The 22007-nt window shown below is 71.4% G+C and carries 19 protein-coding genes; 11 read left to right on the top strand and 8 right to left on the bottom strand.

Annotated elements, in window-relative coordinates; all coding sequences use genetic code 11:
• Nucleotides 1-108: 108 nt before the first annotated feature.
• On the top strand, nucleotides 109-807 hold the full coding sequence (locus ABR737_RS14880) for a hypothetical protein (protein ID WP_350250661.1): 699 nt from the start codon (nucleotides 109-111) through the stop codon (nucleotides 805-807).
• An 88-nt stretch (nucleotides 808-895) separates the two neighbouring features.
• Here the strand turns inward: ABR737_RS14880 and ABR737_RS14885 are convergent, their stop codons facing one another.
• Nucleotides 896-1237 (bottom strand): hypothetical protein, encoded by a 342-nt coding sequence (locus ABR737_RS14885; RefSeq protein ID WP_350250662.1) that lies wholly within the window; start codon nucleotides 1235-1237, stop codon nucleotides 896-898.
• 134 nt (nucleotides 1238-1371) lie between these two features.
• Nucleotides 1372-3018, bottom strand: coding sequence for an aa3-type cytochrome oxidase subunit I (gene ctaD / locus ABR737_RS14890; protein ID WP_350250663.1), 1647 nt, complete (start codon nucleotides 3016-3018; stop codon nucleotides 1372-1374).
• 126 nt (nucleotides 3019-3144) lie between these two features.
• On the opposite strand from ctaD, the gene ABR737_RS14895 reads away from it, so the two are divergent.
• From ABR737_RS14895 to proP, 3 genes are all read left to right on the top strand, one after another.
• Entirely contained in the window at nucleotides 3145-3801 is a 657-nt protein-coding gene (locus ABR737_RS14895; protein ID WP_350250664.1) for an RNA polymerase sigma factor, read from the top strand.
• Nucleotides 3794-4822 carry a CU044_5270 family protein gene (locus tag ABR737_RS14900; protein ID WP_350250665.1) on the top strand — a complete coding sequence of 343 codons (1029 nt, stop codon included), beginning with the start codon at nucleotides 3794-3796 and terminating at the stop codon, nucleotides 4820-4822. The genes ABR737_RS14895 and ABR737_RS14900 overlap by 8 nt, the downstream gene beginning before the upstream one ends.
• 630 nt (nucleotides 4823-5452) lie before the next feature.
• Entirely contained in the window at nucleotides 5453-6952 is a 1500-nt protein-coding gene (proP, locus tag ABR737_RS14905) for a glycine betaine/L-proline transporter ProP (RefSeq protein ID WP_502964322.1), read from the top strand.
• 315 nt (nucleotides 6953-7267) lie between these two features.
• Here proP and ABR737_RS14910 read toward each other — a convergent pair whose 3' ends face one another.
• Nucleotides 7268-8119: an AraC family transcriptional regulator gene (locus ABR737_RS14910; RefSeq protein ID WP_350250666.1), complete on the bottom strand. Its 852-nt coding sequence runs from the start codon at nucleotides 8117-8119 to the stop codon at nucleotides 7268-7270.
• Nucleotides 8120-8186: 67 nt separating this feature from the next.
• On the opposite strand from ABR737_RS14910, the gene ABR737_RS14915 reads away from it, so the two are divergent.
• From ABR737_RS14915 to ABR737_RS14925, 3 genes are all read left to right on the top strand, one after another.
• Nucleotides 8187-8696, top strand: a complete 510-nt coding sequence (locus tag ABR737_RS14915) for a DUF2000 family protein (protein WP_350250667.1) — start codon at nucleotides 8187-8189, stop codon at nucleotides 8694-8696.
• 166 nt (nucleotides 8697-8862) lie between these two features.
• Nucleotides 8863-9192, top strand: coding sequence for an antibiotic biosynthesis monooxygenase family protein (locus ABR737_RS14920; protein ID WP_129296640.1), 330 nt, complete (start codon nucleotides 8863-8865; stop codon nucleotides 9190-9192).
• A gap of 67 nt (nucleotides 9193-9259) precedes the next feature.
• A complete protein-coding gene (locus ABR737_RS14925; RefSeq protein ID WP_350250668.1) occupies nucleotides 9260-9787 on the top strand; it encodes a GNAT family N-acetyltransferase in 528 nt (175 codons plus the stop codon).
• Between the two features lie 118 nt (nucleotides 9788-9905).
• Here ABR737_RS14925 and ABR737_RS14930 read toward each other — a convergent pair whose 3' ends face one another.
• The 3 genes from ABR737_RS14930 to ABR737_RS14940 all read right to left on the bottom strand — a co-directional run bounded on the left by ABR737_RS14930 (nucleotide 9906) and on the right by ABR737_RS14940 (nucleotide 15176).
• The gene (locus tag ABR737_RS14930) at nucleotides 9906-12113 is read right to left on the bottom strand and encodes a M48 family metalloprotease (RefSeq protein ID WP_350250669.1); all 2208 of its coding nucleotides are present in this window, start codon (nucleotides 12111-12113) and stop codon (nucleotides 9906-9908) included.
• The gene (locus tag ABR737_RS14935; RefSeq protein ID WP_350250670.1) at nucleotides 12110-12607 is read right to left on the bottom strand and encodes a hypothetical protein; all 498 of its coding nucleotides are present in this window, start codon (nucleotides 12605-12607) and stop codon (nucleotides 12110-12112) included. Before ABR737_RS14935 ends, ABR737_RS14930 begins: the two co-directional genes overlap by 4 nt.
• A 490-nt stretch (nucleotides 12608-13097) precedes the next feature.
• Nucleotides 13098-15176, bottom strand: a complete 2079-nt coding sequence (locus ABR737_RS14940; RefSeq protein WP_350250671.1) for a DHA2 family efflux MFS transporter permease subunit — start codon at nucleotides 15174-15176, stop codon at nucleotides 13098-13100.
• A gap of 301 nt (nucleotides 15177-15477) precedes the next feature.
• Here ABR737_RS14940 and ABR737_RS14945 point away from each other — a divergent pair, with 301 nt between their 5' ends.
• Both ABR737_RS14945 and ABR737_RS14950 read left to right on the top strand, forming a co-directional pair.
• Nucleotides 15478-16566: a peptidoglycan-binding domain-containing protein gene (locus tag ABR737_RS14945; RefSeq protein WP_350250672.1), complete on the top strand. Its 1089-nt coding sequence runs from the start codon at nucleotides 15478-15480 to the stop codon at nucleotides 16564-16566.
• Between the two features lie 267 nt (nucleotides 16567-16833).
• On the top strand, nucleotides 16834-17496 hold the full coding sequence (locus tag ABR737_RS14950) for an HAD-IA family hydrolase (protein WP_350250673.1): 663 nt from the start codon (nucleotides 16834-16836) through the stop codon (nucleotides 17494-17496).
• An 87-nt stretch (nucleotides 17497-17583) separates the two neighbouring features.
• On the opposite strand, the gene ABR737_RS14955 is transcribed toward ABR737_RS14950, so the two are convergent.
• On the bottom strand, nucleotides 17584-18165 hold the full coding sequence (locus ABR737_RS14955) for a TMEM165/GDT1 family protein (RefSeq protein ID WP_129296636.1): 582 nt from the start codon (nucleotides 18163-18165) through the stop codon (nucleotides 17584-17586).
• Nucleotides 18166-18390: 225 nt separating this feature from the next.
• Nucleotides 18391-19149, bottom strand: coding sequence for an ABC transporter permease (locus ABR737_RS14960; protein ID WP_350250674.1), 759 nt, complete (start codon nucleotides 19147-19149; stop codon nucleotides 18391-18393).
• A 209-nt stretch (nucleotides 19150-19358) separates the two neighbouring features.
• Here ABR737_RS14960 and ABR737_RS14965 point away from each other — a divergent pair, with 209 nt between their 5' ends.
• Both ABR737_RS14965 and ABR737_RS14970 read left to right on the top strand, forming a co-directional pair.
• On the top strand, nucleotides 19359-20003 hold the full coding sequence (locus ABR737_RS14965; RefSeq protein WP_350250675.1) for an HNH endonuclease family protein: 645 nt from the start codon (nucleotides 19359-19361) through the stop codon (nucleotides 20001-20003).
• A 145-nt stretch (nucleotides 20004-20148) separates the two neighbouring features.
• Nucleotides 20149-21897 (top strand): alkaline phosphatase D family protein, encoded by a 1749-nt coding sequence (locus ABR737_RS14970; protein ID WP_350250676.1) that lies wholly within the window; start codon nucleotides 20149-20151, stop codon nucleotides 21895-21897.
• Nucleotides 21898-22007: the final 110 nt, after the last annotated feature.

Below are 22007 nucleotides of genomic sequence, written 5' to 3' on the forward strand. Positions count from 1 at the left end.
TCCCGTACGCGTATCCCCACGCCTTCGTCCGCGTACGGGAGCCGAGCGCTGCCCGCACCACCCGCCGCACCGCTCCCCTGGCACCCCACCCCTCAAAGGAGACCCACGATGACCATGACGTCTGCCGTCCGCCGGCCGGCCCGCCGGCGCGCCTTGCTCACCGCTGGTACCGGGATCACCGCGGCCCTCGGCCTGTCACTCGCCATGGCGGGCCCGGCGGCGGCACAGCCCGCCCCCGCGCCGTCCACCACGGCGGCGTCCACGACCGTGACCCCCGCAGGCCATGACTTCACCGCCACGCTCAGCGGCAAGGCCACCTTCAAGGCCGGTTCGGTGACCGTCACCTGCACGGTCTCCTCCTCCAGCGGGCAGGTCCCGGCCGCGCCCGGCAACCACAACCCCGCGGGCCCGGTGAGCAGTTCCACCACCCCGGCGACCTACAGCTCCTGCACGACGAGCATGCCCGGCGTCGGCGCGAGCGTCACCACCTCCGGTGCCTGGGGCGTGGCCATGCAGAACGGGGCGCCGGTGACCGCCGGACTGACCATCCCCGTCGGCGGTTTCGTGCTCAAGACCAGCGGTCTGGCGTCCTGCACGGTGACCGCGGCCCCCACCTCGGCGGCAACGGTGAACGGCACCTGGACCAACGGCGCGCCCTCCACTCTCGGCTTCGCCAACGCCCAGGTGCCGGTGAAGGTGACAGGCGGTTTCGGCTGTCCCACCAGTGCCACCAGCTCGACGTTCAACGCCGTCTACAAGGTGGCCGACACCACCGCGCCCGCCTCGCAGATCACTGTCACGGGCTGAGCGGCGGAGGGGGCACGGGTTTCGGGTGACGGGCCGCTGTGCGCGGGCGTCACCCGTTCCGCCCCACCGCGGGCCGCCGCGGTCGCCCTCACCGCCAGGCCAGGCCGGCGGCCGCCGCGGTCACCAGCGCCACCACGGCCACCGTGCCGCTCAGGAGCCCGGTGACCAGCCGTCGCCGCAGAGCCCGGTAGACGCCCTCGTACTCGCTCCGCAGGGCGGTGCTGCGGACCGCGATGCGCTCCAGGTATGCCCGGGAGGTGTCGCGCTGGTCCTGGCAATAGCGCAATTCCACTTCCCACCGCTGGGAATCGGTGAGCCAGGGCAGGCCGTCGCAGAAGGCCCGCGCACGGCTGCGCGCCCGGTCCTTCTCCGCCTCCCAGAGAAGGAATCCCTCGATCTCGTTGATGGCCTGGTCCTGATCGAGCGGCACCTCCTCGCCCCTCCGTACTCCCTCGTCCCGCCATATTCCCTCGGCCGTTCCCGTTTCCCCGCCGCCGCGCATTCCTCGGTCCGCCCCCGATCCCTCGCCGCGCCACGTTCCTCCGCCCCGCCGTGCGCCCTCGTTCATATGCGTGCTCCGATTTCAGCCACCGGGGCTTTACCGGTATCGCCGAGGGCCCCGTTCTCCTGGGCGATCTCCGGGTGATGCAGGTCGAATGCCGGGGATTCGGAGCGAATACGCGGCAGGGTGAGGAAGTTGTGCCGCGGCGGCGGGCAGGACGTCGCCCACTCCAGCGAGCGGCCGAAGCCCCACGGGTCGTCGGCCTCGACCTTCTCGCCGTACTTCGCCGTCTTCCAGACGTTGTAGAAGAACGGCAGCAGGGAGAGCCCGAGGAGGAAGGAGAAGATGCTGGAGACGGTGTTCAGGGCGGTGAATCCGTCCGCGGCGAGATAGTCGGGGATACGCCGCACCATGCCCTCGGCGCCCAGCCAGTGCTGGACGAGGAAGGTGCCGTGGAAGCCCACGAACAGCGTCCAGAAGGTGATCTTCCCGAGCCGCTCGTCCAGCATCTTGCCGGTGAACTTCGGCCACCAGAAGTGGAAGCCCGCGAACATCGCGAACACGACGGTGCCGAACACCACGTAGTGGAAGTGCGCCACCACGAAGTACGAGTCCGAGACGTGGAAGTCCATCGGCGGCGAGGCCAGGATGACACCGGTCAGACCACCGAACGTGAAGGTGATCAGGAAGCCGATCGTCCACAGCATCGGCGTCTCGAAGGACAGTGAGCCCTTCCACATCGTGCCGATCCAGTTGAAGAACTTCACACCGGTCGGCACAGCGATCAGGAACGTCATGAACGAGAAGAACGGCAACAGCACGCCGCCCGTCACATACATGTGGTGCGCCCACACCGTGACCGACAGACCGGCAATCGACACCGTCGCCGCAATCAGGCCCATGTAACCGAACATCGGCTTCCGGGAGAACACCGGAATGACCTCGGAAATGATGCCGAAGAACGGCAGCGCGATGATGTACACCTCGGGATGCCCGAAGAACCAGAACAAATGCTGCCAGAGCAATGCCCCGCCATTTGCGGCATCGAAGACATGCGCCCCGAATTTACGGTCCGCCTCCAGCGCGAACAGCGCCGCCGCCAGCACCGGGAAGGCCAGCAGGACCAGCACACCGGTCAGCAGCACATTCCAGGTGAAGATCGGCATCCGGAACATCGTCATGCCGGGTGCCCGCATGCAGATGATCGTCGTGATGAAGTTGACCGAACCGAGGATCGTACCGAAGCCCGAGAAGGCCAGACCCATGATCCACATATCCCCGCCGATATTCGGGGAATGCACGGCGTCGGAGAGCGGTGCATACGCGAACCAGCCGAAGTCCGCCGCCCCTTGAGGCGTCAGAAATCCCCCCACCGCGATCAGCGAACCGAAGAGATAGAGCCAGTACGCGAACATATTCAGCCGGGGAAAGGCGACATCGGGCGCGCCGATCTGCAGCGGCATGATCCAGTTCGCGAATCCGGCGAACAGCGGCGTCGCGAACATCAGCAGCATGACCGTGCCGTGCATCGTGAACGCCTGGTTGAACTGCTCGTTCGACAGGAGCTGGTGGCCGGGACGGGCCAGTTCGGCGCGCATCAGCAGCGCCATCAGTCCGCCGACGCAGAAGAACGCGAAGGCGGTGACCAGGTACAGCGTGCCGATCGTCTTGTGGTCGGTGGTCGTCAGCCACTTCACGGGAGATCTCATGCCCCGTAGGTGTCCGCCGCCGCCGCGGACATCACCCCCGGCGGGGAACGGCGGCCCCGACAGCCGGTGGGAAGTCTCACCCCACCAGGGTGTGAAGATCGGGGCCATGCCGGACACCAAGGGTTCATGAGCACGGACGACGCCTTCGCCGAGGCCTATCGCGCGCACTACTGGGCGGTCAGCCGCTTTGTGGCGCGACGGCTGGACGGGCAGGCACACGAGGTCGAGGAAGTAGTGGCGGAGGTCTTCTCCATAGCCTGGAGACGCCGCACCGAACTCCCCGATGCGCCACTGCCCTGGCTGTACGGGGTGGCCCGGAACTGTCTGGCCAATACGGTGCGGGGGCTGGGCCGTTACCGGCGGCTGCTGCACCGGCTCGGCAACCACGAGGCGGCGCACCGGCAGCAGACCGTGGAGAGTCCGGACGCGGAGCGGCCCGGCTCCTGGGTGCACGAGGCACTGGCCCGGCTCTCCCCCGCCGACCAGGAGTTGCTGCGCCTGACGGCCTGGGAGGAACTGACCGTCGAGGAGTTGGCGGTGACCCTCGGATGCGGCCGGAGCGCGGCGGCCATGCGGCTGCACCGGGCGCGCGGCCGGCTCCGTACGCAGATCGAGCGGATGCGGCAGAGAGGCGCCGCCCGCCCCGACGCGCCCCCGCCACGGCCCGACGCGCCCCGTGCACAGCCACCGTCACCTCCTGCGCAGCCGCCCTCACCACCCGCGGCGCCCAGAGTGACCCACCACCCCGTACCGAGCCGAGCCGGAGGCCGCCGCCATGACTGAGGAACTGGAGCTGCTGCGGCAGGCCGACCCCGTCTCCGCCGAGGAGGGGCCCTGGCGCGACCGCCCGCTGACCGCGTCGGCCGAGGCCCGCCTGCAGGCGCTGACGGCCGGCGCCGCCCCCCGCGGCCGTCCGCGCCCCGTCCGCCGTCGCCGCCTGGTGCTGGGCCTGACCGCCGTGTCGTCGGCCGTCGCCGCCCTCGTGCTCACCTTTTCCGGGGCCGGCAGCGGCCCCGCCGTCGCGGCGCCCGTCGCCCTCGCCCTGCACGCCGATGCGCCCTCGGTCCCGCTGGACGTCCTGGCCCGCAGGGCGGAGGCCAGGGCGCGGGCGGCCGGTGCCGCGGACGGGCCGAGCCGGGGCAGCCATCTGCAGAGCTGGTACATGAGCATGGAGTCGGGCCCCGACGCCGATCCGCCCGTCACCGTGCCCGAGGAGCGCATCACCCGCTGGCACGACGACGGCAGCGGCTCGGAACTGGTCGTGGCCACCGACCCGCAGCACCCCGGCCGCCCGGTGATCCACGACAACGACGGCCACTGGCAGACCGTCAGCGACGGCAAGGTGCTGCACCGCAAGACCTATCCGGCGGGCTCGGAGGCCCAGCACAGCGGCCTCGCCTCCCGTACGAAGCCGTCGACCGACCCCGCGGAGCTGCGCGAACAGCTGTCATGGCTCTACGGCGGCCCCGGCGGCACCCGTACGACTCCGGAGCTCCTGTCGGCGCTCTCCTCCTTCCGCCAGGAATGGACCCCGGGGCCGCGGGAGACGGCCGCCATCGTCCGGATGCTGGCCGATGCGGGCGGGCTGCGGCAGGCGGGCGTGGTCACCGACCGGATGGGCCGGCACGGGCAGGCGTATGTCTACGACGGTCCCGACGGCGCCGCGAACTCCACCCGCCAGATGGTGATCCTCGATCCGCGCACCGGCGAACTCCTGGGGCTGGAGATCACCTTCACCAAGGACGCACCGGAATTCAAGATCAAGTCGGGGGAGGTCATGTCGTACGAGGCGTGGATGCCGTGAGGTGTGGCTGCCGGGAGGCGTGGGTGCCATGAAACGTGGCTGCCGGGAGGCGCGGATGGGGTGAGGCGCGGCTGCCGGGAAGCCTGTCGGTGTGCCATGGCGGCCGGCCGGGCGGGCCCACGCCCGAGTGGCGGGGCCGGCAGTCATGGCTGACCCTTGAGGGAACGCGACGATCCACATCGGCGCGGCGGTCCGAAGTGCGCCGCCGCGCCGCATTCGTGCGTGCCGCGCTCCTTTCCTGCATGCCGCGCCGCTTTCCTCCATGCCGCGCCGCATTTGCGCCCGCCGCACCTCTTTTGCGCCCCGGCGCGGCACTCCCGTCACCCCGGCCCGCCGCGACCCACCCCTCCCTCCTCCACGTGGCACACCTCACAATCCGCCGAAGGTTGCAGCGGATCATCGCGATATGGATCACAGACATAAGCGTCGTGAATTGCTCTGCGACAGGGCGTTTCCCCAGCAAGGAGCGGGTATACGGCCACCTGCGCGGTCGTCCGCGCACTGTCCGTGATGATCCGGTCTGCCCCTATGGTCGACCTTTGCCCGCCGCTCCGTGGCGGGCTTGGGCCCGCCGCTCCGTGGCGGGCGGAGTCATGTTGTCGTCCAAAGAGAGCGCAGGCGAGCGAGCACGTGCCGACGCATTCCACCGTCGCCCCCGGGCCCCGTAACCCCGTCGGCAGCCGTGCCGACACCGCATCCGATCCGCAACGGGAGCGGGCCGGGGATCCGGCGCAGCAATCGTCGGACGCGGTGACCGTCGTCGATCCCGCGATGGTCAAACGCGCCGTGTCGGCGGCCGCGCTCGGCAATGCGATGGAGTGGTTCGACTTCGGCGTGTACAGCTACATCGCGGTCACCCTCGGACACGTCTTCTTCCCGTCCGGGAATCCGACCGCGCAGTTGCTGTCGACGTTCGGGGCGTTCGCCGCGGCGTTCCTGGTCCGCCCCATCGGCGGCATGGTCTTCGGGCCGCTCGGTGACAAGATCGGCCGCCAGAAGATCCTCGCCATCACCATGATCATGATGGCGGCGGGCACCTTCAGCATCGGCCTGATCCCGTCCTATGCCTCCATCGGCGTCGGGGCGCCCATCCTGCTGCTCGTCGCCCGCCTGGTACAGGGCTTCTCCACCGGCGGCGAATACGGCGGCGCCTCCACCTTCATCGCCGAGTACGCGCCCGACAAGAAGCGCGGATTCCTCGGCAGCTGGCTGGAGTTCGGCACGCTGGCCGGTTACGTCGGCGGCGCCGGCCTGGTCACGCTGATGACCGCGCTGCTGTCCACCGAGGACCTGACCTCCTGGGGCTGGCGCATCCCGTTCCTGATCGCCGGACCGATGGGCATCATCGGCCTCTACCTGCGGATGCGGCTGGAAGAGACCCCGGCCTTCGCCCAGTTGGAGAAGGAGGCGCGGAACAAGGAGAAGGAGCGCCGCGAGGCCGAGAAGCGGATCGGCATCCGCGAGATGATCTTCGGTCAGTGGCGGTCGATGCTGCTCTGCGTCGGGCTGGTCCTGGTCTTCAACGTCACGGACTACATGCTGCTGTCGTACATGCCGAGCTACCTGACCTCGGAGCTCAAGTACGACGAGACGCACGGATTGCTGGTCGTGCTCGCGGTGATGGTCCTGATGATGGGCGTCCAGCCGTTCGCGGGCCGGCTCACCGACCGCTTCGGCCGCCGTCCGGTCATCGGCGCCGGCTGCGTCGGCTTCCTGGTGCTGTCCGTGCCGGCCCTGCTGCTGATCCGGCAGGGGTCGCTGGCCGCCATCGCGCTGGGCATGGCCGCCCTCGGACTGCTGCTGGTCACCTTCACCGCGGCCATGCCGTCCACGCTGCCCGCGCTGTTCCCGACCAAGGTGCGCTACGGCTCCCTGTCGATCGGCTTCAACGTCTCCGTGTCGCTCTTCGGCGGGACGACGCCGCTGGTGGTCACCGCCCTGATCGGCGCGACCGGCAACAAGATGATGCCCGCCTACTACATGATGGCGGCGGCCGTGATCGGCGGCATCGCCGTCCTGCTGATGTCGGAGAGCGCCCGCAAGCCGCTGCCCGGCTCCCCGCCGGCCGTCGAGACCGAGGCGGAGGCACGCGAGGTCCGCGACGCCGTCAAGGCCGGTGCGGCAGCCTGACCCCACCCGGCGCCGCCCGCCCGGGCAGCCGACGGCCCGACCGGGCCCTGCCACACTGCTGCTTCACCCCTGCTGCTTCATCGCAGCTCTTCACTGCGCCCCGCCGGTCCGACCGGCGGGGCGCAGTGCTGCCCGGGCAGTTCCTTCCCCGCCGACGCGCAACCGGCCCGTGCCTCTCATCTGCCGCCCTCTGGCGTACGGCCTCACGTGTACAGGCTCACGTCAGCCGCCTCAGGCGTACGGCCTCACCTCGGCCGCCCCACATCCGACGCCCCACATCCGACGCCCCACATCCGCCACCCCACATCCACTGCCTCACCTCTGCCCGCCGGCCCCGCGGAAGGCTCCGGGCGTGACACCGAAGCAGCGCACGAACCAGCGGTGGAAGTGCGCCTGGTCGGCGAAGCCGGCCTCGGTGGCCGCCTCGGCCGTCGGACGGCCGTCGATGAGCAGCGTGCGGGCACGGCGCAGTCGCAGCAGCCGCTGGAAGTCGCTGGGCGCCATGCCGTATTCGGCCCGGAACGCCCGGTAGAGCGCAAAGCGGCTGCAGCCCGCCGCATCGGCGAGGTCCTGGGCGGACAGCGGCTGGTCGTAGGCCGACATCAGCAGCTCGCGGACGCGCCGGGCCGCCGGTGCCTGCGCGCCCGGGGGCAGTTCGCGCGGTCCGGTGGGCGTGGCGCCGCGGGACGCATTGCGCCGCACCATGGCCTCGACGGCCGCGGTGAGCCGTTCCTCCCGCACCAACGGGTCCGCGCCGCCGACCAGTGCCGGGTGCAGCCGGCGCAGCGCGCGGGCAAGCACCGGGTCGTCGACGACCGGACGGGCGAACAGCGGCATGGCGCCCCGGCCGTCGGTGACATCGTCGAGAACGTCGCGGACCACGTCCGGCCCGATGTGCATGATCCGGTAGGTAAAGCCGAGTTCGACGGCGGACTCCCCGTCGTGCGGGTCGTCCGGGTTGAACGCCATCACCATGCCGGCCGTACTGGTGTGGCCCGCGCCCCGGCAGGTGAAGCGCTGAGCGCCGGTCTCCGTCACGGCGAACGAGTAGGCGTCATGACTGTGCGGGTGGAAGACATGGCGGACGAAGTGCGCGTGCATCGCTTCCAGGGGCCGCTCGGGGTCGCGCCAGTAGCGCGCCCAGTCCCCGCCGTGCTGCCTGATCATCACTCCAGTCTGCCGCGCCGCACCAGCGTTCAAGACGGCGGTCCGGATGCCGGACGACACTCCCCGTATGACGACTGCACCAACCGCATCCGCCGGCACGACCGCACCCGCTGACCCGACCACGTCCGCTGACACGACAACGTCCGCCGACACCGCCCCGGCAGCGCCCCGTTTCGACACCAAGATCGCCGTGATCGTCCGGGACGACCTCGCCGTCTGGCAGAAGCTGAACGTCACCGCCTTCCTCGCCAGCGGTATCGCGCACGCCACCGACGACATCATGGGCAAGCCCTACGAGGACGCCTCCGGGCAGAACTACCTGGCACTGCTCCGCGAGCCCGTGCTCTGCTACACCGCCGATTCCCGGGCACTGTCCCGCACCCACGCCCGCGCGCTCAGCCGCGGCGTACCGACCGCGCTGTACACCGCCGACATGTTCCGCACGGGGAACGACGACGACAACCGGGCCGCGGTCCGCGCGGTGGCCGTCACCGACCTCGACCTGGTGGGACTCGCCGTCCACGGCCCACGCGGCATCATCGACAAAATCACCAAGGGCCTGAAACTGCACAACTGAACAACCAAGCGCGCGGGGCTTGCCGGACCTGCCGGGCCTGCCGGGCCTGCCGGGCTCCTTGATACGGCCCCTCCGCCGAGCCGCCGCAGTTACCCAAGGATTCGCTGTCGCGGAGGCGGCACGCCTCGCTCGTCGCCGCGGGCCGCCCGTGCGGCAAGATGGAGCCATGAGCGTAGTCAAGATCAATGTACTGACCGTGCCCGCCGAGCAGCGCGAGGTTCTGGAGAAGCGCTTCGCGTCGCGTGCCGGCACCGTGGATTCCTCGGACGGCTTCGAGTGGTTCGAGCTGCTGCGCCCCGTGGAGGGCACCGAGCAGTACCTCGTCTACACCCGGTGGCGGGACGAGGAGTCGTTCCAGGCGTGGATGGAGGGTCCCATGAAGGCCGCGCACCAGCAGGGCGGCGACGGGGGCGGCGAGCGGCCCAAGCCCGCCGCGTCCGGATCCACCCTGTGGTCCTTTGAGGTGGTGCAGCAGACCGGCCCGAAGCAGGGCTGACCGGCCTCGGCGGCGTCACTCGGAAAACCGTTGCGCCTCGCGCCGCACCGGCCGCCACAATGACGGCATGAGTGACGCCGCCGCCCTCCGCCTCCCCTGGGCCGTCTCCGCGGAGCCGGTCGGCTCGCCGGCTGCCGAGGCGCTGCTGCGCGAGTACTACACCGAGGTGGCGGACCGCTACTTCGCGCTGCACGAGGGCCGCCGCTCGACTCCGGAGGAGATCGACGAGGGGGTGGCGGAGTACCCCAGCACCGATCTGACGCCGCCGCACGGCACGCTGCTGGTGGCGCGTCACGGCGAGGTGGTGGCGGGCTGCGTCGGCGTGCGGATGCTGGACGCACGGACCGCGGAGCTCAAGCAGATGTTCGTACGGGCCGCCCGGCGCGGCCGGGGCGGTGCGGACGTGCTGCTCGCGGCCGCCGAGCGGGTCGCGGCGCAGCTGGGCGCCGAGCGGATCCGGCTGGACACCCGGCGGGATCTGGTGGAGGCCGTCGCGCTCTACCGGCGGCATGGCTTCGTGGAGATCGATCCGTACCACGAGGACCCTTACGCGGAGATCTTCTTCGAGAAGCGGCTGGAGGGCGGGGGACGTTGACCGGCCGGGAGGGTGCTGTGACTGAGCGCTCCACCTGGGGGCTGAGCGTCCGAGTGGGCAGATCAGCACTTGAGTTGGCGGGCCTGAGAGGAACGGCTGGCCCAGGGCCTGTTCATGATCAAGGTCTCCGACGGTGCCTGCGCTCGCGCCGTCCGTACAGCGCCGCGCAGACCCCTGCGGCGATTATCGCTCCGGGAGACGCGGTGCTCATGCCCAGGGGCAGCTCGCCCAGCCGCCACAGCATGTGGCAGGCGTCTGTGCCCGCCGCGCAGCTGACGAGGGCGATCTGCGCAGCCCAGCTGACCGTCGCGACAAGGCCGGCGCCGTAGGCGGCGAGGGTGGCCCGCGCGACAGGCAGCAGGGCGGGTCCGCGCCCGGCCCACAGGGCAGCCGTCAGCTGCGCGGCGGCGATCAGCGTCCAGAGCGCGGCCTGCGTACTCAGCAGTGCCACGGGGGTGAGGAGTACGGAGGCTGCCAGGCCAGTAGGGATGCCGAGCCGTGCCCACAGCCACCCGGGTGGCCTGACCGGACCGAACTCACCGCGCACGGCTGCGGCCGACAGCCGCCAGGACCACCACCGTCCGGCGAGCGGAAGCATGCATGCGGCCGGGATCGCCAGCGATACCCAGGCGGTCGTGCTCACCTGACTCATGCGCTGTGCACTCAACAAGAGCACGACGGCACCGGGCCAATCCGGGGCCACGAACGAGGCGGCGTACAGCGTCCATTGGGGGAGTCTCAGCAAGTACAGCAACGCGGGCCATGTCCCTGCCGCAGAGAGAACCAGCACTGCGCACAGCAGCAGCCGCGACCTTCGGCTTTCGCACACTGCCAGGGTCCAGGCCGTTGCCACCCGCTCCAGCCAGCACACCACGCCCCAGCCTGCTGCAGCGCACAGGGCGGCGTAAGGCAGCACCATGGAGAGGCCGCGTCCGCTGACCATCACCGTCGAGGAGGCGAGTGTCGGGGAGAGGATGCGTGCCGTGCACAGGCCGAGCCCGAGACCGATCCCTGCTCTGCGCAGTGTGCGTTTCCGCTGTACCGAGCGCACTTCTCCGTGGCGCAGTCCGCGCGGTTCCGCACTGCTCCACACCGTCGCGGCCACCGCACCGACCAGGAGCAGCGTGGCCACGAAGGCAGCGACGGCCTCGGTCGCCGTGCTCACACCGGTCCCGCCGCCGAGCGGGCCCAGTTTCATCAGGTCGTACAGGTAGGCCGTGATCAGTCCGACTGCGAAGAGATCCAGTGGCGCGATGCGGACGTCCGCACTGGGCTGCGCAGCTGCGCGCGCACGCGTAGCGGGAGGGGGATGCACCTTGAGCAGGCGCCAGCAGCCGCGGGCGCCGCCCGCTGCGGCCGGTGGTCCGGTGCCATGGGCGAGTAGGCGCTGCAGCGGGGCTGCAGCGCCCAGCCACTTCACGGCCCGGGCATCAGCGTCCAGTTCGCGGCTCCTGAGGACGGCGTTGCGCAGCAGCAGGACCACTGCTCCCAGGAACAGGCCCCCCAAGCTGCCACTGATGGAGGAGGCGAGGACGGCCGTCGGCACCGGCCCCATGGTCGGCGGCATCTGCACCGTCCCCGCAGACTCAGTGATCGCGCTGGTGCCGCTTAAGCCGGCCAGGATCAGGATCGGCATCAGCGGCACGCAGCACCTGCAGACGAGCAACGTGAGGAATCCGATGTCCAGATCACGGTTGCGTACGTGGGCCAACTCGTGCAGTACCACCGTGTCGAAGGAGTCTCGATCGCGGGAGTAAAGCGTGAGCAGCCCACTGCTGAGGACCACATGACGCCTTCCGACCCGTCCGAAGGCGAGCCCCTGGACCCGCGGGTTGAGCGGCTCGACGAGGAAAGTGACCCGCCCCGCAACCCCCGCCTGCTCCACCAGGAAGGCCAGCCGGCACTCCACTTCCCGGTCTGCTGCTCCGGACAGCGCCACGTAGCCGCGGCGCCGCGTGCGCCACCCAGGCAGCAACCAGTAGGCGGCCGCGATCACGAGGACGAAGACCGCCGCAACCAGAACCGGCAGCAGCGACCCCATCCCGGCGCGTGGGTCATGGCACAGCGAGGCGTCCACGTCCCCGGCCAAGCCAGCAGCGGCCCCCTCGCCGGACCGCCTGCGCGCGCCCTCCTCGACCGCCCGCTGGTGGCACTCGTAGAACGCGAGGATCTCATCCAGCCGCACGCTGCTGATAGCTACGCTGGAGACAGCTGTGGCGAACAGCGTGACCGCATAGGCGGCGACCACAATCAGCAGGATGAACCGGATGGTCGTTCCCGTTGGGAGGGCGAAGGCGCGGGACGGGGTGAGCCTCGGACGCCTCACCCCGCCGCCTCGCCGCCGTCGTCAGTCTGGTCACAACGGCCGGTGGGCGCGTCCAGGGCCCCGCCCGCTCCTGTCCCTCCCGCCGAGGCTGTAGCCAGTTCCGCGACGATTCCGTCCGCCACAGCCTGCGCCGTCGGTTCCGCGAGCCGCTGACGCAGTCCCGACTGCACGGCGAGTTGTCGCACCTGCGCGAGCTGATCTGGGGTGAGCGTCGGCAGCGGTTCCACGACCGCTCCCCGTACATCGCCACCACCTTCACCGCTTCGACGGCGGGCGCGCCACCGCTGCCACCACGCCCGCACCCCTTGTCCGGTGGCATTCACACCGCGCTCGACCAGCTCCTTGGCCAGATGGTCGCTCACCTTCGCCGCCACCGCGAGCACTGCGGTGGTAAGCACCACCGCAGCACCCTCCAGCCCCAGCCCGAGCGGCTCCGCCCGTCGCATCGCTCGCTGCCGCTGCGCCTCCGACGCAGCGAGGTATGCCTGGGACACCACCGCGAACTGTGGTAATTCGTCCGGCACGACGTCCTGCACGGCCCTTCGGGCCAATTGCACCGTCCAGGCCGGTCTTCCCCCGCCTCCGGTCATCCGCCCCCCTGCTCCTCCAACTCCATGGTCCCGCCGCAAAAATAGGCGCGGACCGCGAAATCCTCCCCGAATACCCCAGTTTCGCCGTCCGTCTGTCCACGGAGACGGACACCGAGCCACGGGGCACTGCCTGTGGTCAGCTTGCCCCACGGGAGACCTGCTCACGCCGTACAACAAACGGGATCAGGGCCGCGTGCATGGCGGCAGTACGCTGGACGAGCGCTGCAGTTGGCGAACCTCGCCAGTTGAAGCGCTCAGTCACAGGTGCGGTGCCGCCGTCAGCTCCGTGCCGGATGTGCGCACACCTCTCACCTTCCCCGGGCGCCGACCCTCGACGGCGGCCTTGAGCCGCCGAGCCGGCGGCCCTGAGCCGGTAACTCGCCTTCGGATGTGTTCACTTCGCCAGGTCCGGTGGCTGTGGCGTGTGCGGTGGGGTGCGGGGCAGCGGCCGGCGGGCGGCGCCGTGATGGGGCTCCTCCGCGTCCGAGCCGCACAGCTGCTCCGTCAGCTCCCGGACGAGTGCGGTGAGATCGGTGGGCCGGTCCTGGGTCCACCAGTCGCCCAGCATCTCCGCGAGCGACTGCCGGCGGGCCGCCGCGAGCCGGTCGGCAGTCTCCCGTCCGCTGCCGGTGAGCCGCAGGAACCGCCCGTCACGGGTGGCGAGTCCGCGCTCCTCGATCTGGTGGATGCTCTCGGCGAGCACCCCGGGCGGGACGGTGCTGCACTCGGCGAGCAGCGCCGGTTCCACCGCGCCGTGGCGGTTGATGCGCAGGATCAGCCAGCCGGCCGCCGGTCTGAGGTCCAGCCCGGCCCGGGCGATGATCTTCTCGTAGATGCGCTTACGGCCTTCCCTGCTGCCGAGTTTGGACAGCGCGCGGGCGCATTCGTCGTGTGAGGACCGCTCGACGGGGTTGGAGGAGAGCACCTCGCTGGTGTCGGGGGCGGTGACGCTGCTGCGCAGTGGCTCCTCCTTGAGGAACCAGGCCAGCACGAACGCGGCCAGGACGACCGGGACGGCGTAGAGGAAGACATCGGTGATCGAGACGGCGTAGGCGTTGAGGACCCCGGCGGCCTGCCCGGACGGCAGCCGGGCGACGGTCCGCGGATCCTCGGCGATCCTGGACGGGTCGACGCCCGGCGGCAGGTGCGCTCCGGCGACGGCGTCGGCGATCCGCGGCCGGAGCCGGCTGGTGAAGAGCGTGCCGAAGAGGGACACCCCGAACGAGGCGCCGATGGAGCGGAAGAACGTGGCGCCGGAGGTGGCGACGCCCAGGTCCCGGTAGGGGACGGCGTTCTGCGCGATGAGCACCAGCACCTGCATGACCAGCCCGAGCCCGAAGCCGAAGACGAAGAGGCAGGCGCTCATCCCCGCGACGCCGCTGGACGGTTCGAGCCGGTGCAGGAGCAGCAGCCCCAGCGCCGTGACGCCGGTGCCGGCGATCGGGAAGACCTTGTAGTGGCCCGTGTGGCTGACGAGCTGCCCGGAGCCGGTGGAGGCGAGCAGCATGCCGACCACCATCGGCAGCATGTGCACCCCGGACATGGTCGGCGTCACCCCCTGCACGACCTGCAGGAACGTCGGCAGATACGTCATCGATCCGAACATCGCGAAGCCCACGACGAAGCCGATGGCGGCGGTCAGCGTAAAGGTGCGGCTGCGGAACAGACGCAGCGGCAGGACGGGTTCGGCGGCCCGGCGCTCGACGACGAGGAACGCGCCCAGCAGTACGACGCCCAGGACGCCGCATCCCACGATCTGCCACGAGGCCCAGGGGTAGGTGACACCACCGAGCGAGGTCATCAGGACGAGGCAGGCGGCGACCGCGGCGATCAGGGCGGTGCCCCGGTAGTCGATCAGGTGCGGGGTGCGGCGGCGCGGGATGTGCAGCACGGCGGCGATGACGGCGAGCGCGACGATGCCGACGGGGACGTTGATGTAGAACACCCAGCGCCAGCTGAGGTGGTCCACGAACAGCCCGCCGAGCAGCGGCCCGAGGACGCTGCTACCGCCGAAGACGGCGCCGAACAGGCCCTGGTACTTCCCGCGTTCGCGGGGCGGCACGATATCGCCGACGATCGCCATCGACAGCACGATCAGGCCGCCGCCGCCCAGCCCCTGGAGGGCCCGGAAGGCGACCAGCTGGCCCATGTTCTGCGCGATGCCGCACAGCACCGATCCGATCAGGAAGATCACGATGGCGGTCTGGAACAGCTTCTTGCGGCCGTACTGGTCACCGAGCTTGCCCCACAGGGGAGTCGCGGCCGTCGAGGCCAGGAGGTAGGCGGTGACCACCCAGGAGAGGTGGTCGAGGCCGCCGAGCTCGCTGACGATCGTGGGCAGCGCGGTGGCGACGATGGTCTGGTCGAGCGCCGCGATGAGCAGGCCGAGCAGCAGCGCGCCGATCGCGACGAGGATCGTCCGCCGTGCCCCCTCCTCGCGTGGAGCGGCAGGAGCGCCGGTGTCCTGCGCCATGAGCGTCTCCCTCTGTTCCGCTCCTTCGGTTTGGCTCCCGCTGTTCCGCCAGGCCGCCCTTTCCGTCGCGGGTCGTCCTTTCCGTCGCGGTGGTCATTCCGTCGCGTCGCGGAGCTTCCTTCGGGCTCCTCCCATCCTGGGCGGTTCGGCCGGATATGGCCCGCCGGGCGGCGTTCGGCATCCGGGGCCGTTCGGGGGACACCCGGGGTATGCCGTACGGATGTCTTCGAGCGCCTGCGCGAACGGGTGCGCCCTTTGGATAATCGCTGCCGCTTCGATGCCTCCAGGGAGGGGACCGCTCGTGACGGCACCGATATGCCCGCACTGCTCTGCCCCCGTACGCGGCCACGGCCGGCCGGCCTGCCTGTGCGCGGCGGTCGGTGCGGACGGCTTTGATCCGCTGCGCGTTCGGCCGTACGTGTCACTGCCCGGCGACACGGACGGGGAGGGGGACAGGGACGAGGGCGTGGGCGAGGACACGGGCGCCGGCGCGCGGGAGGTCTACGGCGGGCCGGACGCCACCTTTGTGAGCCGGGGCGACCGGCTGGACGACTTACCCGGAGTGGACGCCGCCGTGCACCGGGCGGACAGTCCCGTACCCGCGGAAGGCCCCGTGACCACGGAAGGCCCCATGACTGCGGAAGGCCCCGTACCCTCGCAAGGCTTCACACCCGCCGACGGCTTCACGGCGACCCCCGCTTCCGCGGCCTCCCGGACGTGCAGTGCCTCGGAAGGGACACCGGCCACCGGCGCCTCCCCCTCCGCTCCCGGCCGTCGGCGTGCTCTGCCCGCCGTACTCGCGGCCGCCGGGGCCGCGCTGGCCGCCGCCGCGGTCCTGATCACCACCGATGCCCTGTCCGGCGACACCCGGGACCGGGCGGCGAGGCCCGACCACGGCGCCGCCTCCCCCGACGCCGGCCTCCCCAGCGACGACGCCTCCGCCCCCGCGCGGGACAGCGCCGCCCCCTCCCGCTCCGCGGTGCGCACCCCGTCGCCGGGCGCGACCGGCCTCCCCCGCCCCACGGCCGGCGGGAACCGCTACCGGACCGGCGGGCCACCTGCCCCCGCCCCCACCCGGGCCTCCGGCAGCGTCACTCATTTCCCGACACGCTCCCCCGGAAGGGGAACCCCCAGCGCCCCGCCCACGGGGCCGATCGTGCTGCGCGAAGGGGCGGGCGGCCCGGAAGTGGCCGAACTGCAGGAGCGGCTGCGGCAACTGGCTCTCTACGCGGGCCCGGACGACGGCCACTACGGCACGGCGGTGCAGGCCGCCGTATCGCGCTACCAGCGGGCCTACGGGGTGACGGGTGACCGGGACGGCGTCTACGGCGCGCCGACCCGGGCATCCCTGGAGTCCCGCACCCGCGAGCCGGAAAGCGGCACGTCCTGATCCGGTGAGCCGGAGGGCGGCCCGTCTGATCCGGCGAGCCGGCCCCGACGGATCAGGGCGCTGACCAGCCCGGTTGTCGACACCCGGATGCGTTTTGTATCGTGAAGGAACAAAGTGGTTCCGCCCGCACTCCCTGACCGGCGGGCGGAACCGCTTGTGTTCTTCGTGCGATCCGCACCGTCCGCATACGGCGGCACCATCCGTATGACCGTCCGCATACGCGGCACCATCCGTACACGTATGCCCGTAGCGCTCAGGAGCCCGCCGATGCCGGCCACCACCACGCTCACCGCCCGCGCCCTGCTGCTGGACATGGACAGCACGATCGTGAACTCCGAGGCGGTCGTCGAGCGCTGCTGGCGCCGCTGGGCCGACGAGCAGGGGCTGGACGCGGACGAGGTCCTCAAGATCGTCCACGGCCGGCAGGGCTGGGCCACCATGGCCGCGCTGCTGCCGGACCGCCCCATGGAACGCAACCTGGCCGACAACCGCCGGATGCTGGCGCAGGAGACCTCCGACACGGACGGCGTGGTGCCGGTGCCCGGCGCGCCCGCCTTCATGGCCGCCCTCGCCACCCTCCCGCACGCCCTGGTGACCTCCGCCGACATCCCGCTCTCCGACGCGCGGATGGGCGCGGCGGGGCTGCCCATGCCCGCCGTGCGGATCACGGCGGAGAGCGTGAGCGCCAGCAAGCCCGACCCGGAGGGCTTCCTCAAGGGCGCGGCCGAGCTGGGTTACGCGCCCGAGGACTGCCTGGTCTTCGAGGACTCCGAGGCCGGCATCGAGGCGGGCCGGGCGGCCGGCATGCGGGTGGTCGGCGTCGGCGACCGGGCCGCGGCTTTCGCCCCCACCGTGCAGGTGCGCGACCTCACCGGCGTCCGCGTCGAGGCACTGGCGGACGGCGTGATCGCGGTGCATCTCACGAGCTGAGCCCCCGCGCGGGGCGAAGAGGGCGGAGGGCGGAGTGAGCCCCCGGGCGCCCCCGGGAGCCCCCGCCCGCCCCGTCCCGCGTACGACTCAGCCCGAAACCGCCTCGTACAGACTGAAGCCCGCCAGCACCAGCATCACACCCGCCGCGATCTTGGTGATGAGCTTCAGCGGCACGTACTTCATGAGCGTCCGGCCGCCCAGGATGCCCAGGCCGGCCACCGCCCACAGGGCCAGGACGGCGCCGGTGCCGACCGAGAGCGGGTCGTCGTAACGGGCCGCGAGGTTGGCGGTCATGATCTGGGTCAGATCACCGAACTCGGCGACCAGGATCATCATGAAACCCGCCCCGGAGACCTTCCAGAAGCTCTGGTCGGCGGGCTTCTTCACTTCTTCCTCGTCGTCGTCCTTCCTGAACAGCAGCACGGCGGCGCCCGCCAGGAAGAGGACACCGACCACGCCCTGGACCCAGCGGTGCGGGAGCAGCGTCAGCACGCTGCCCGCGGCGATGGCGAGCGCCACATGCACCAGGAAGGCCGCGGCGACGCCTGCGAAGACGTACGACGCGCGGTAGCGGGTGCCGAGCATCAGCCCGGCGAGGGCGGTCTTGTCGGGCAGTTCGGCGAGGAAGACGACGCCGAAGACGACTGCGGCGACGGTAAGGCTGAACACGGGGCGGGATACCTCGATCGGTCGGGCCGCACCAAAGGGGCCCGGAAGAGGGTTCGCTTCGGCACGGCAGCGTCAGACACTGCGGCCGAAGGTCTCGCTGGCTCGGTACGCGTACGTACCGGGCTCCGGGCGCCGGCTCCCCCGTCTCCCAGCGCCGGTCAGGCGCTCCGCCAAGAATGGCGGCCGGGTAACGGGAGGGCAGTATGTCGACGGTCCGGCAGAGAGCTACTCCCCTTCTGCTGCCGTCAAGGGTACGCGGTGCAGCCGTCCGCGCGCGACCAGCTCCAGCACCGTCGCGCAGGCCGCCGCCTGCACCGCCAGCAGGGCGACCAGCACGAACAGCTGCACCGCGCCCGCCTGTACGGGGGAGGCGCCGCCCAGCAGCATCCCGACGAAGGCGCCGGGCAGCGTGACCAATCCCACGGTCCGGGTCTGGTCGAGCCCCGGCAGCAGGGCGTCCGAGGCGGCCGGGCGGGCGACCTCCATCCGGGCGTCGCGGTCCGGCAGCCCCAGCGCGAGGCCCGCCTCGAACTCGCCGTGCCGGGTCTTCAGCTCGTCCAGCGCCCGCCGCCCGCCCAGGACGGTGGCGGTCAGCGCGCCGCCGATCAGGATGCCCGCGACGGGGATGAGGGTCAGGCCGCGCGGCGGGACCAGGCCGGTGAGCAGCAGCAGGCCGACGACCGGCACGACCCCGGCGGCGATCGGTGCGGCGGCCCACCACCAGGTGCGGTTCCGGGTGATCCGGCGGCCGGCGGTTCGTACCGCCACCGCGAACATCAGCACGAGGAAGCTCAGCAGCCAGGGGAGGGCGTGCACCACCCAGCCGATGAGGTAGGAGACGGCGGCGAGTTGGGCGGCGGCGCGCACTCCGGCGATGGCGATGGCCCGGGCATGGCCGAGGCGCGCCAGCGCGGCGAGGGCCACCGCGGCGGCCAGCAGGACGGCGAGGACGACCCCGAGGGTGACGTTGACCGGCAGCAGCACGCGCTCACTGTAGGGCGGCGACAGGGGCGCACACGCGGGAGCGGTTCAACCGGAGTGCCGTGATGTATTTGTGGTGCCCCGTCAACTCCCCTTGAACTGACGTGAGCATGTCGCCACTCTGTTACCTGGTGCCCATCCCCTGGAAACCCCACATCGTCACCATGGGGCGGCACCGCACGGTAACTTCCCCCCACATTCCGGGAGTTTCGATGAAAAAGGTCTACGCGCGTCGAGTTTCCCTCGCCGCGGGATCGGCGGCGGCGCTGGTCTGCACGCTGGCGCTCAGCAGCCAGTCCGCCCAGGCGGCACCGCCCAGCCCGCCGGACGCGGCCACCGCACGGACGTACCTGACCCAGATCAAGGAACAGGCCGAGGGCCCGCAGGACGGCTACAGCCGCGACAAGTTCCCGCACTGGATCGACCAGGGCAAGAACTGCAACACCCGCGAGGTGGTGCTCAAGCGCGACGGCACGGACGTGCAGCAGGACGGCAGCTGCGCGGCGACCAGCGGCAAGTGGGTCTCGGCCTACGACGGCGCGACCTGGACCAAACCGGCCGACCTCGACATCGATCACGTCGTACCGCTGTCGGAGGCCTGGAAGTCGGGCGCCGCACAGTGGACCACCGCGCGCCGCCAGGAGCTGGCCAACGACCTCACCCACTCCCAGCTGATCGCCGTCACCGACAACGTCAACCAGGAGAAGGGTGACAAGGACCCGGCGAAGTGGCTGCCGCCGAAGGCCTCCTACCACTGCGAGTACGCCCGGATGTGGGTGTCGGTGAAGCATGAGTACGGCATGACCGCGGACTCCGCGGAGAAGGCAGCGCTGAAGAAGATCCTGGACGGCTGCTGAGCGACCCCGTTCCGCGGATGCCCGCGGAGCCGGTCCCGCGCGCCCGTCGGCCGAAACCACCGGCCGGCGGGCGCGCCGCCGCCCCGGTCCCCCGCCGCGCCCGTCGTGCTCCTATCCTCTGACCACGACGAGTGGGGAGACACCGATGGCCGGACTGCGCTTGGGCCCGCTGCTGCGCTACGTCGACGCACGGAGCGCGACGGTGTGGGTGGAGACCGATGAGCCGTGCGTGGTGCACATCCGCTGCGACGGCGGTGCGGCCGGCGCGGAACGGACCTGGCAGGTGGCCGGGCACCACTATGCGCTGGTCCCGGTGACCGGCCTCGCGCCCGGCACCGAGACGCCCTACGAGGTCCTGCTGGAAGAGCTGGGGGCGCCTCCCGGAGGTGACCCGGGGACGGTCTGGCCGCCGCCCGGCAGCCGCTTCCCGGCGAGCACGATCCGTACGCTGCCCGCCTCCCCCGACCAGCCGCTGCATTTCGCCTTCGGCTCCTGCCGCTGGTCGGCGACGCCCTCGAACGCGGCGCACGACCCGGTGGGTCCGGACGCCCTGGACACCCTCGCCGCCACGCTGGCCGCCGATCCCGGCCGGCCGCGCCCCGACGTGCTGCTCCTGCTGGGCGACCAGGTCTACGCCGACCAGACCTCCGAGGCGACCGCCCGTGTGCTGGCCGGCCGCCGCGATATCAGCGAGCCGCCCTGGAAGCAGGTCGCGGACTTCGAGGAGTACACCCACCTCTACTACGAGTCCTGGCTCGACCCGGAGGTCCGCTGGCTGCTGTCCACGGTCCCCAGCTGCATGATCTTCGACGACCACGATGTGATCGACGACTGGAACACCTCGGCGGCCTGGGTGGCCCGGATGCGGGCGACCCCCTGGTGGCGGGAGCGGATACTCGGCGGCCTGATGTCGTACTGGGTCCACCAGCACCTGGGCAACCTCTCGCCCGCCGAGCTGGCCGCCGACGAGCTGTACGCGCGGGTGCGGGCGCTGCCGGACGCGACGGACGCGGTACGGGAGTTCGCGGCCGGCGCGGAGGCCGATCCGGCGTGCGCACGCTGGAGTTACCGCCGCGACTTCGGCCGGGTGCGGCTCGTCATGATCGACACCCGGGCCACCCGCGTGCTGGACGAGAGCAACCGCGCGATGCTCGACAAGGCCGAGGGCGAATGGCTGCGGCAGGCGGTGCTGGAGGGGCGCGGCGGCTACGACCACCTGCTGCTGGGCAGTTCGCTGCCCTGGCTGCTGCCCCATCTCATCCATGCCGCGGAGGGCTGGAACGCCGCGCTGTGCGCCGGCGAGCGCGGCCCCCGCTGGGCCCGCAGGAGCGAATCCCTGCGCCAGCGCGCCGACCTGGAGCACTGGGCGGCCTTCCCCGGTTCGTTCACCGCGCTCACCGAGCTGATCGCCGAGGCCGGCGGCGGTGCGGACGCGCCGGCGACGGTCTGTGTGCTGTCCGGGGATGTGCACCACGCCTATGTGGCCGAGCCGCACTGGCGCGGCGCCGGGCCGCACCCCACGAGCCGGGTGCTGCAACTGACCTGCTCCCCCGTTCACAACAGCATCCCCGGCTCGCTGCAGGCCGGTTTCCGCTTCGGCTGGAGCCGGTCGGGCCGCTGGCTGGGCAAGCTGCTGGCCCGGCACGGGCGGCTGGCCCGCCCGGTGGTGAAGTGGCGGCGTACGGGCGGCCCGTGGTTCGGCAATCAGCTGATGACGCTGACCCTGGCGGGCCGGACGGCGCGCCTCGCCCTGGACCAGACCCGCCGGGAGAAGCGGGGCGGCGTCCGGCTCGTCACGGTCTGGCGGGCGGCGTTGTCCGATGCGCGGGTTGCCGGGAAATCCGGTGATGCGGGCGGGCGTGCCCCGGGAACCGAACGACCGAAGACCGGATGATCCGGACGCTCCGGTTCCGGTAGCTGCCGGGCAGGCGTCCCGAAGGGCGCGGCGGCCGGGCAGCCACCCCGGGATTCCGGCGCATTCTTTGCTCACCCCGGGTGCCGCAA

Origin of the sequence: Streptomyces sp. Edi2 (assembly GCF_040253635.1) — a bacterium.
Taxonomy (GTDB): Bacteria; Actinomycetota; Actinomycetes; order Streptomycetales; family Streptomycetaceae; genus Streptomyces.

Bases quoted from the DNA above. Each gene is read 5' to 3' on its own strand.
- ABR737_RS14880 (WP_350250661.1), top strand. From the start codon at position 109: ATGACCATGACGTCTGCCGTCCGCCGGCCGGCCCGCCGGCGCGCCTTG.
- ABR737_RS14895 (WP_350250664.1), top strand. From the start codon at position 3,145: ATGAGCACGGACGACGCCTTCGCCGAGGCCTATCGCGCGCACTACTGG.
- ABR737_RS14950 (WP_350250673.1), top strand. From the start codon at position 16,834: ATGCCGGCCACCACCACGCTCACCGCCCGCGCCCTGCTGCTGGACATG.
- ABR737_RS14920 (WP_129296640.1), top strand. From the start codon at position 8,863: ATGAGCGTAGTCAAGATCAATGTACTGACCGTGCCCGCCGAGCAGCGC.
- ABR737_RS14970 (WP_350250676.1), top strand. From the start codon at position 20,149: ATGGCCGGACTGCGCTTGGGCCCGCTGCTGCGCTACGTCGACGCACGG.
- ABR737_RS14910 (WP_350250666.1), bottom strand. From the start codon at position 8,119: ATGATCAGGCAGCACGGCGGGGACTGGGCGCGCTACTGGCGCGACCCC.
- ABR737_RS14915 (WP_350250667.1), top strand. From the start codon at position 8,187: ATGACGACTGCACCAACCGCATCCGCCGGCACGACCGCACCCGCTGAC.
- ctaD (WP_350250663.1), bottom strand. From the start codon at position 3,018: ATGAGATCTCCCGTGAAGTGGCTGACGACCACCGACCACAAGACGATC.
- ABR737_RS14940 (WP_350250671.1), bottom strand. From the start codon at position 15,176: ATGGCGCAGGACACCGGCGCTCCTGCCGCTCCACGCGAGGAGGGGGCA.
- ABR737_RS14900 (WP_350250665.1), top strand. From the start codon at position 3,794: ATGACTGAGGAACTGGAGCTGCTGCGGCAGGCCGACCCCGTCTCCGCC.
- ABR737_RS14965 (WP_350250675.1), top strand. From the start codon at position 19,359: ATGAAAAAGGTCTACGCGCGTCGAGTTTCCCTCGCCGCGGGATCGGCG.
- ABR737_RS14925 (WP_350250668.1), top strand. From the start codon at position 9,260: ATGAGTGACGCCGCCGCCCTCCGCCTCCCCTGGGCCGTCTCCGCGGAG.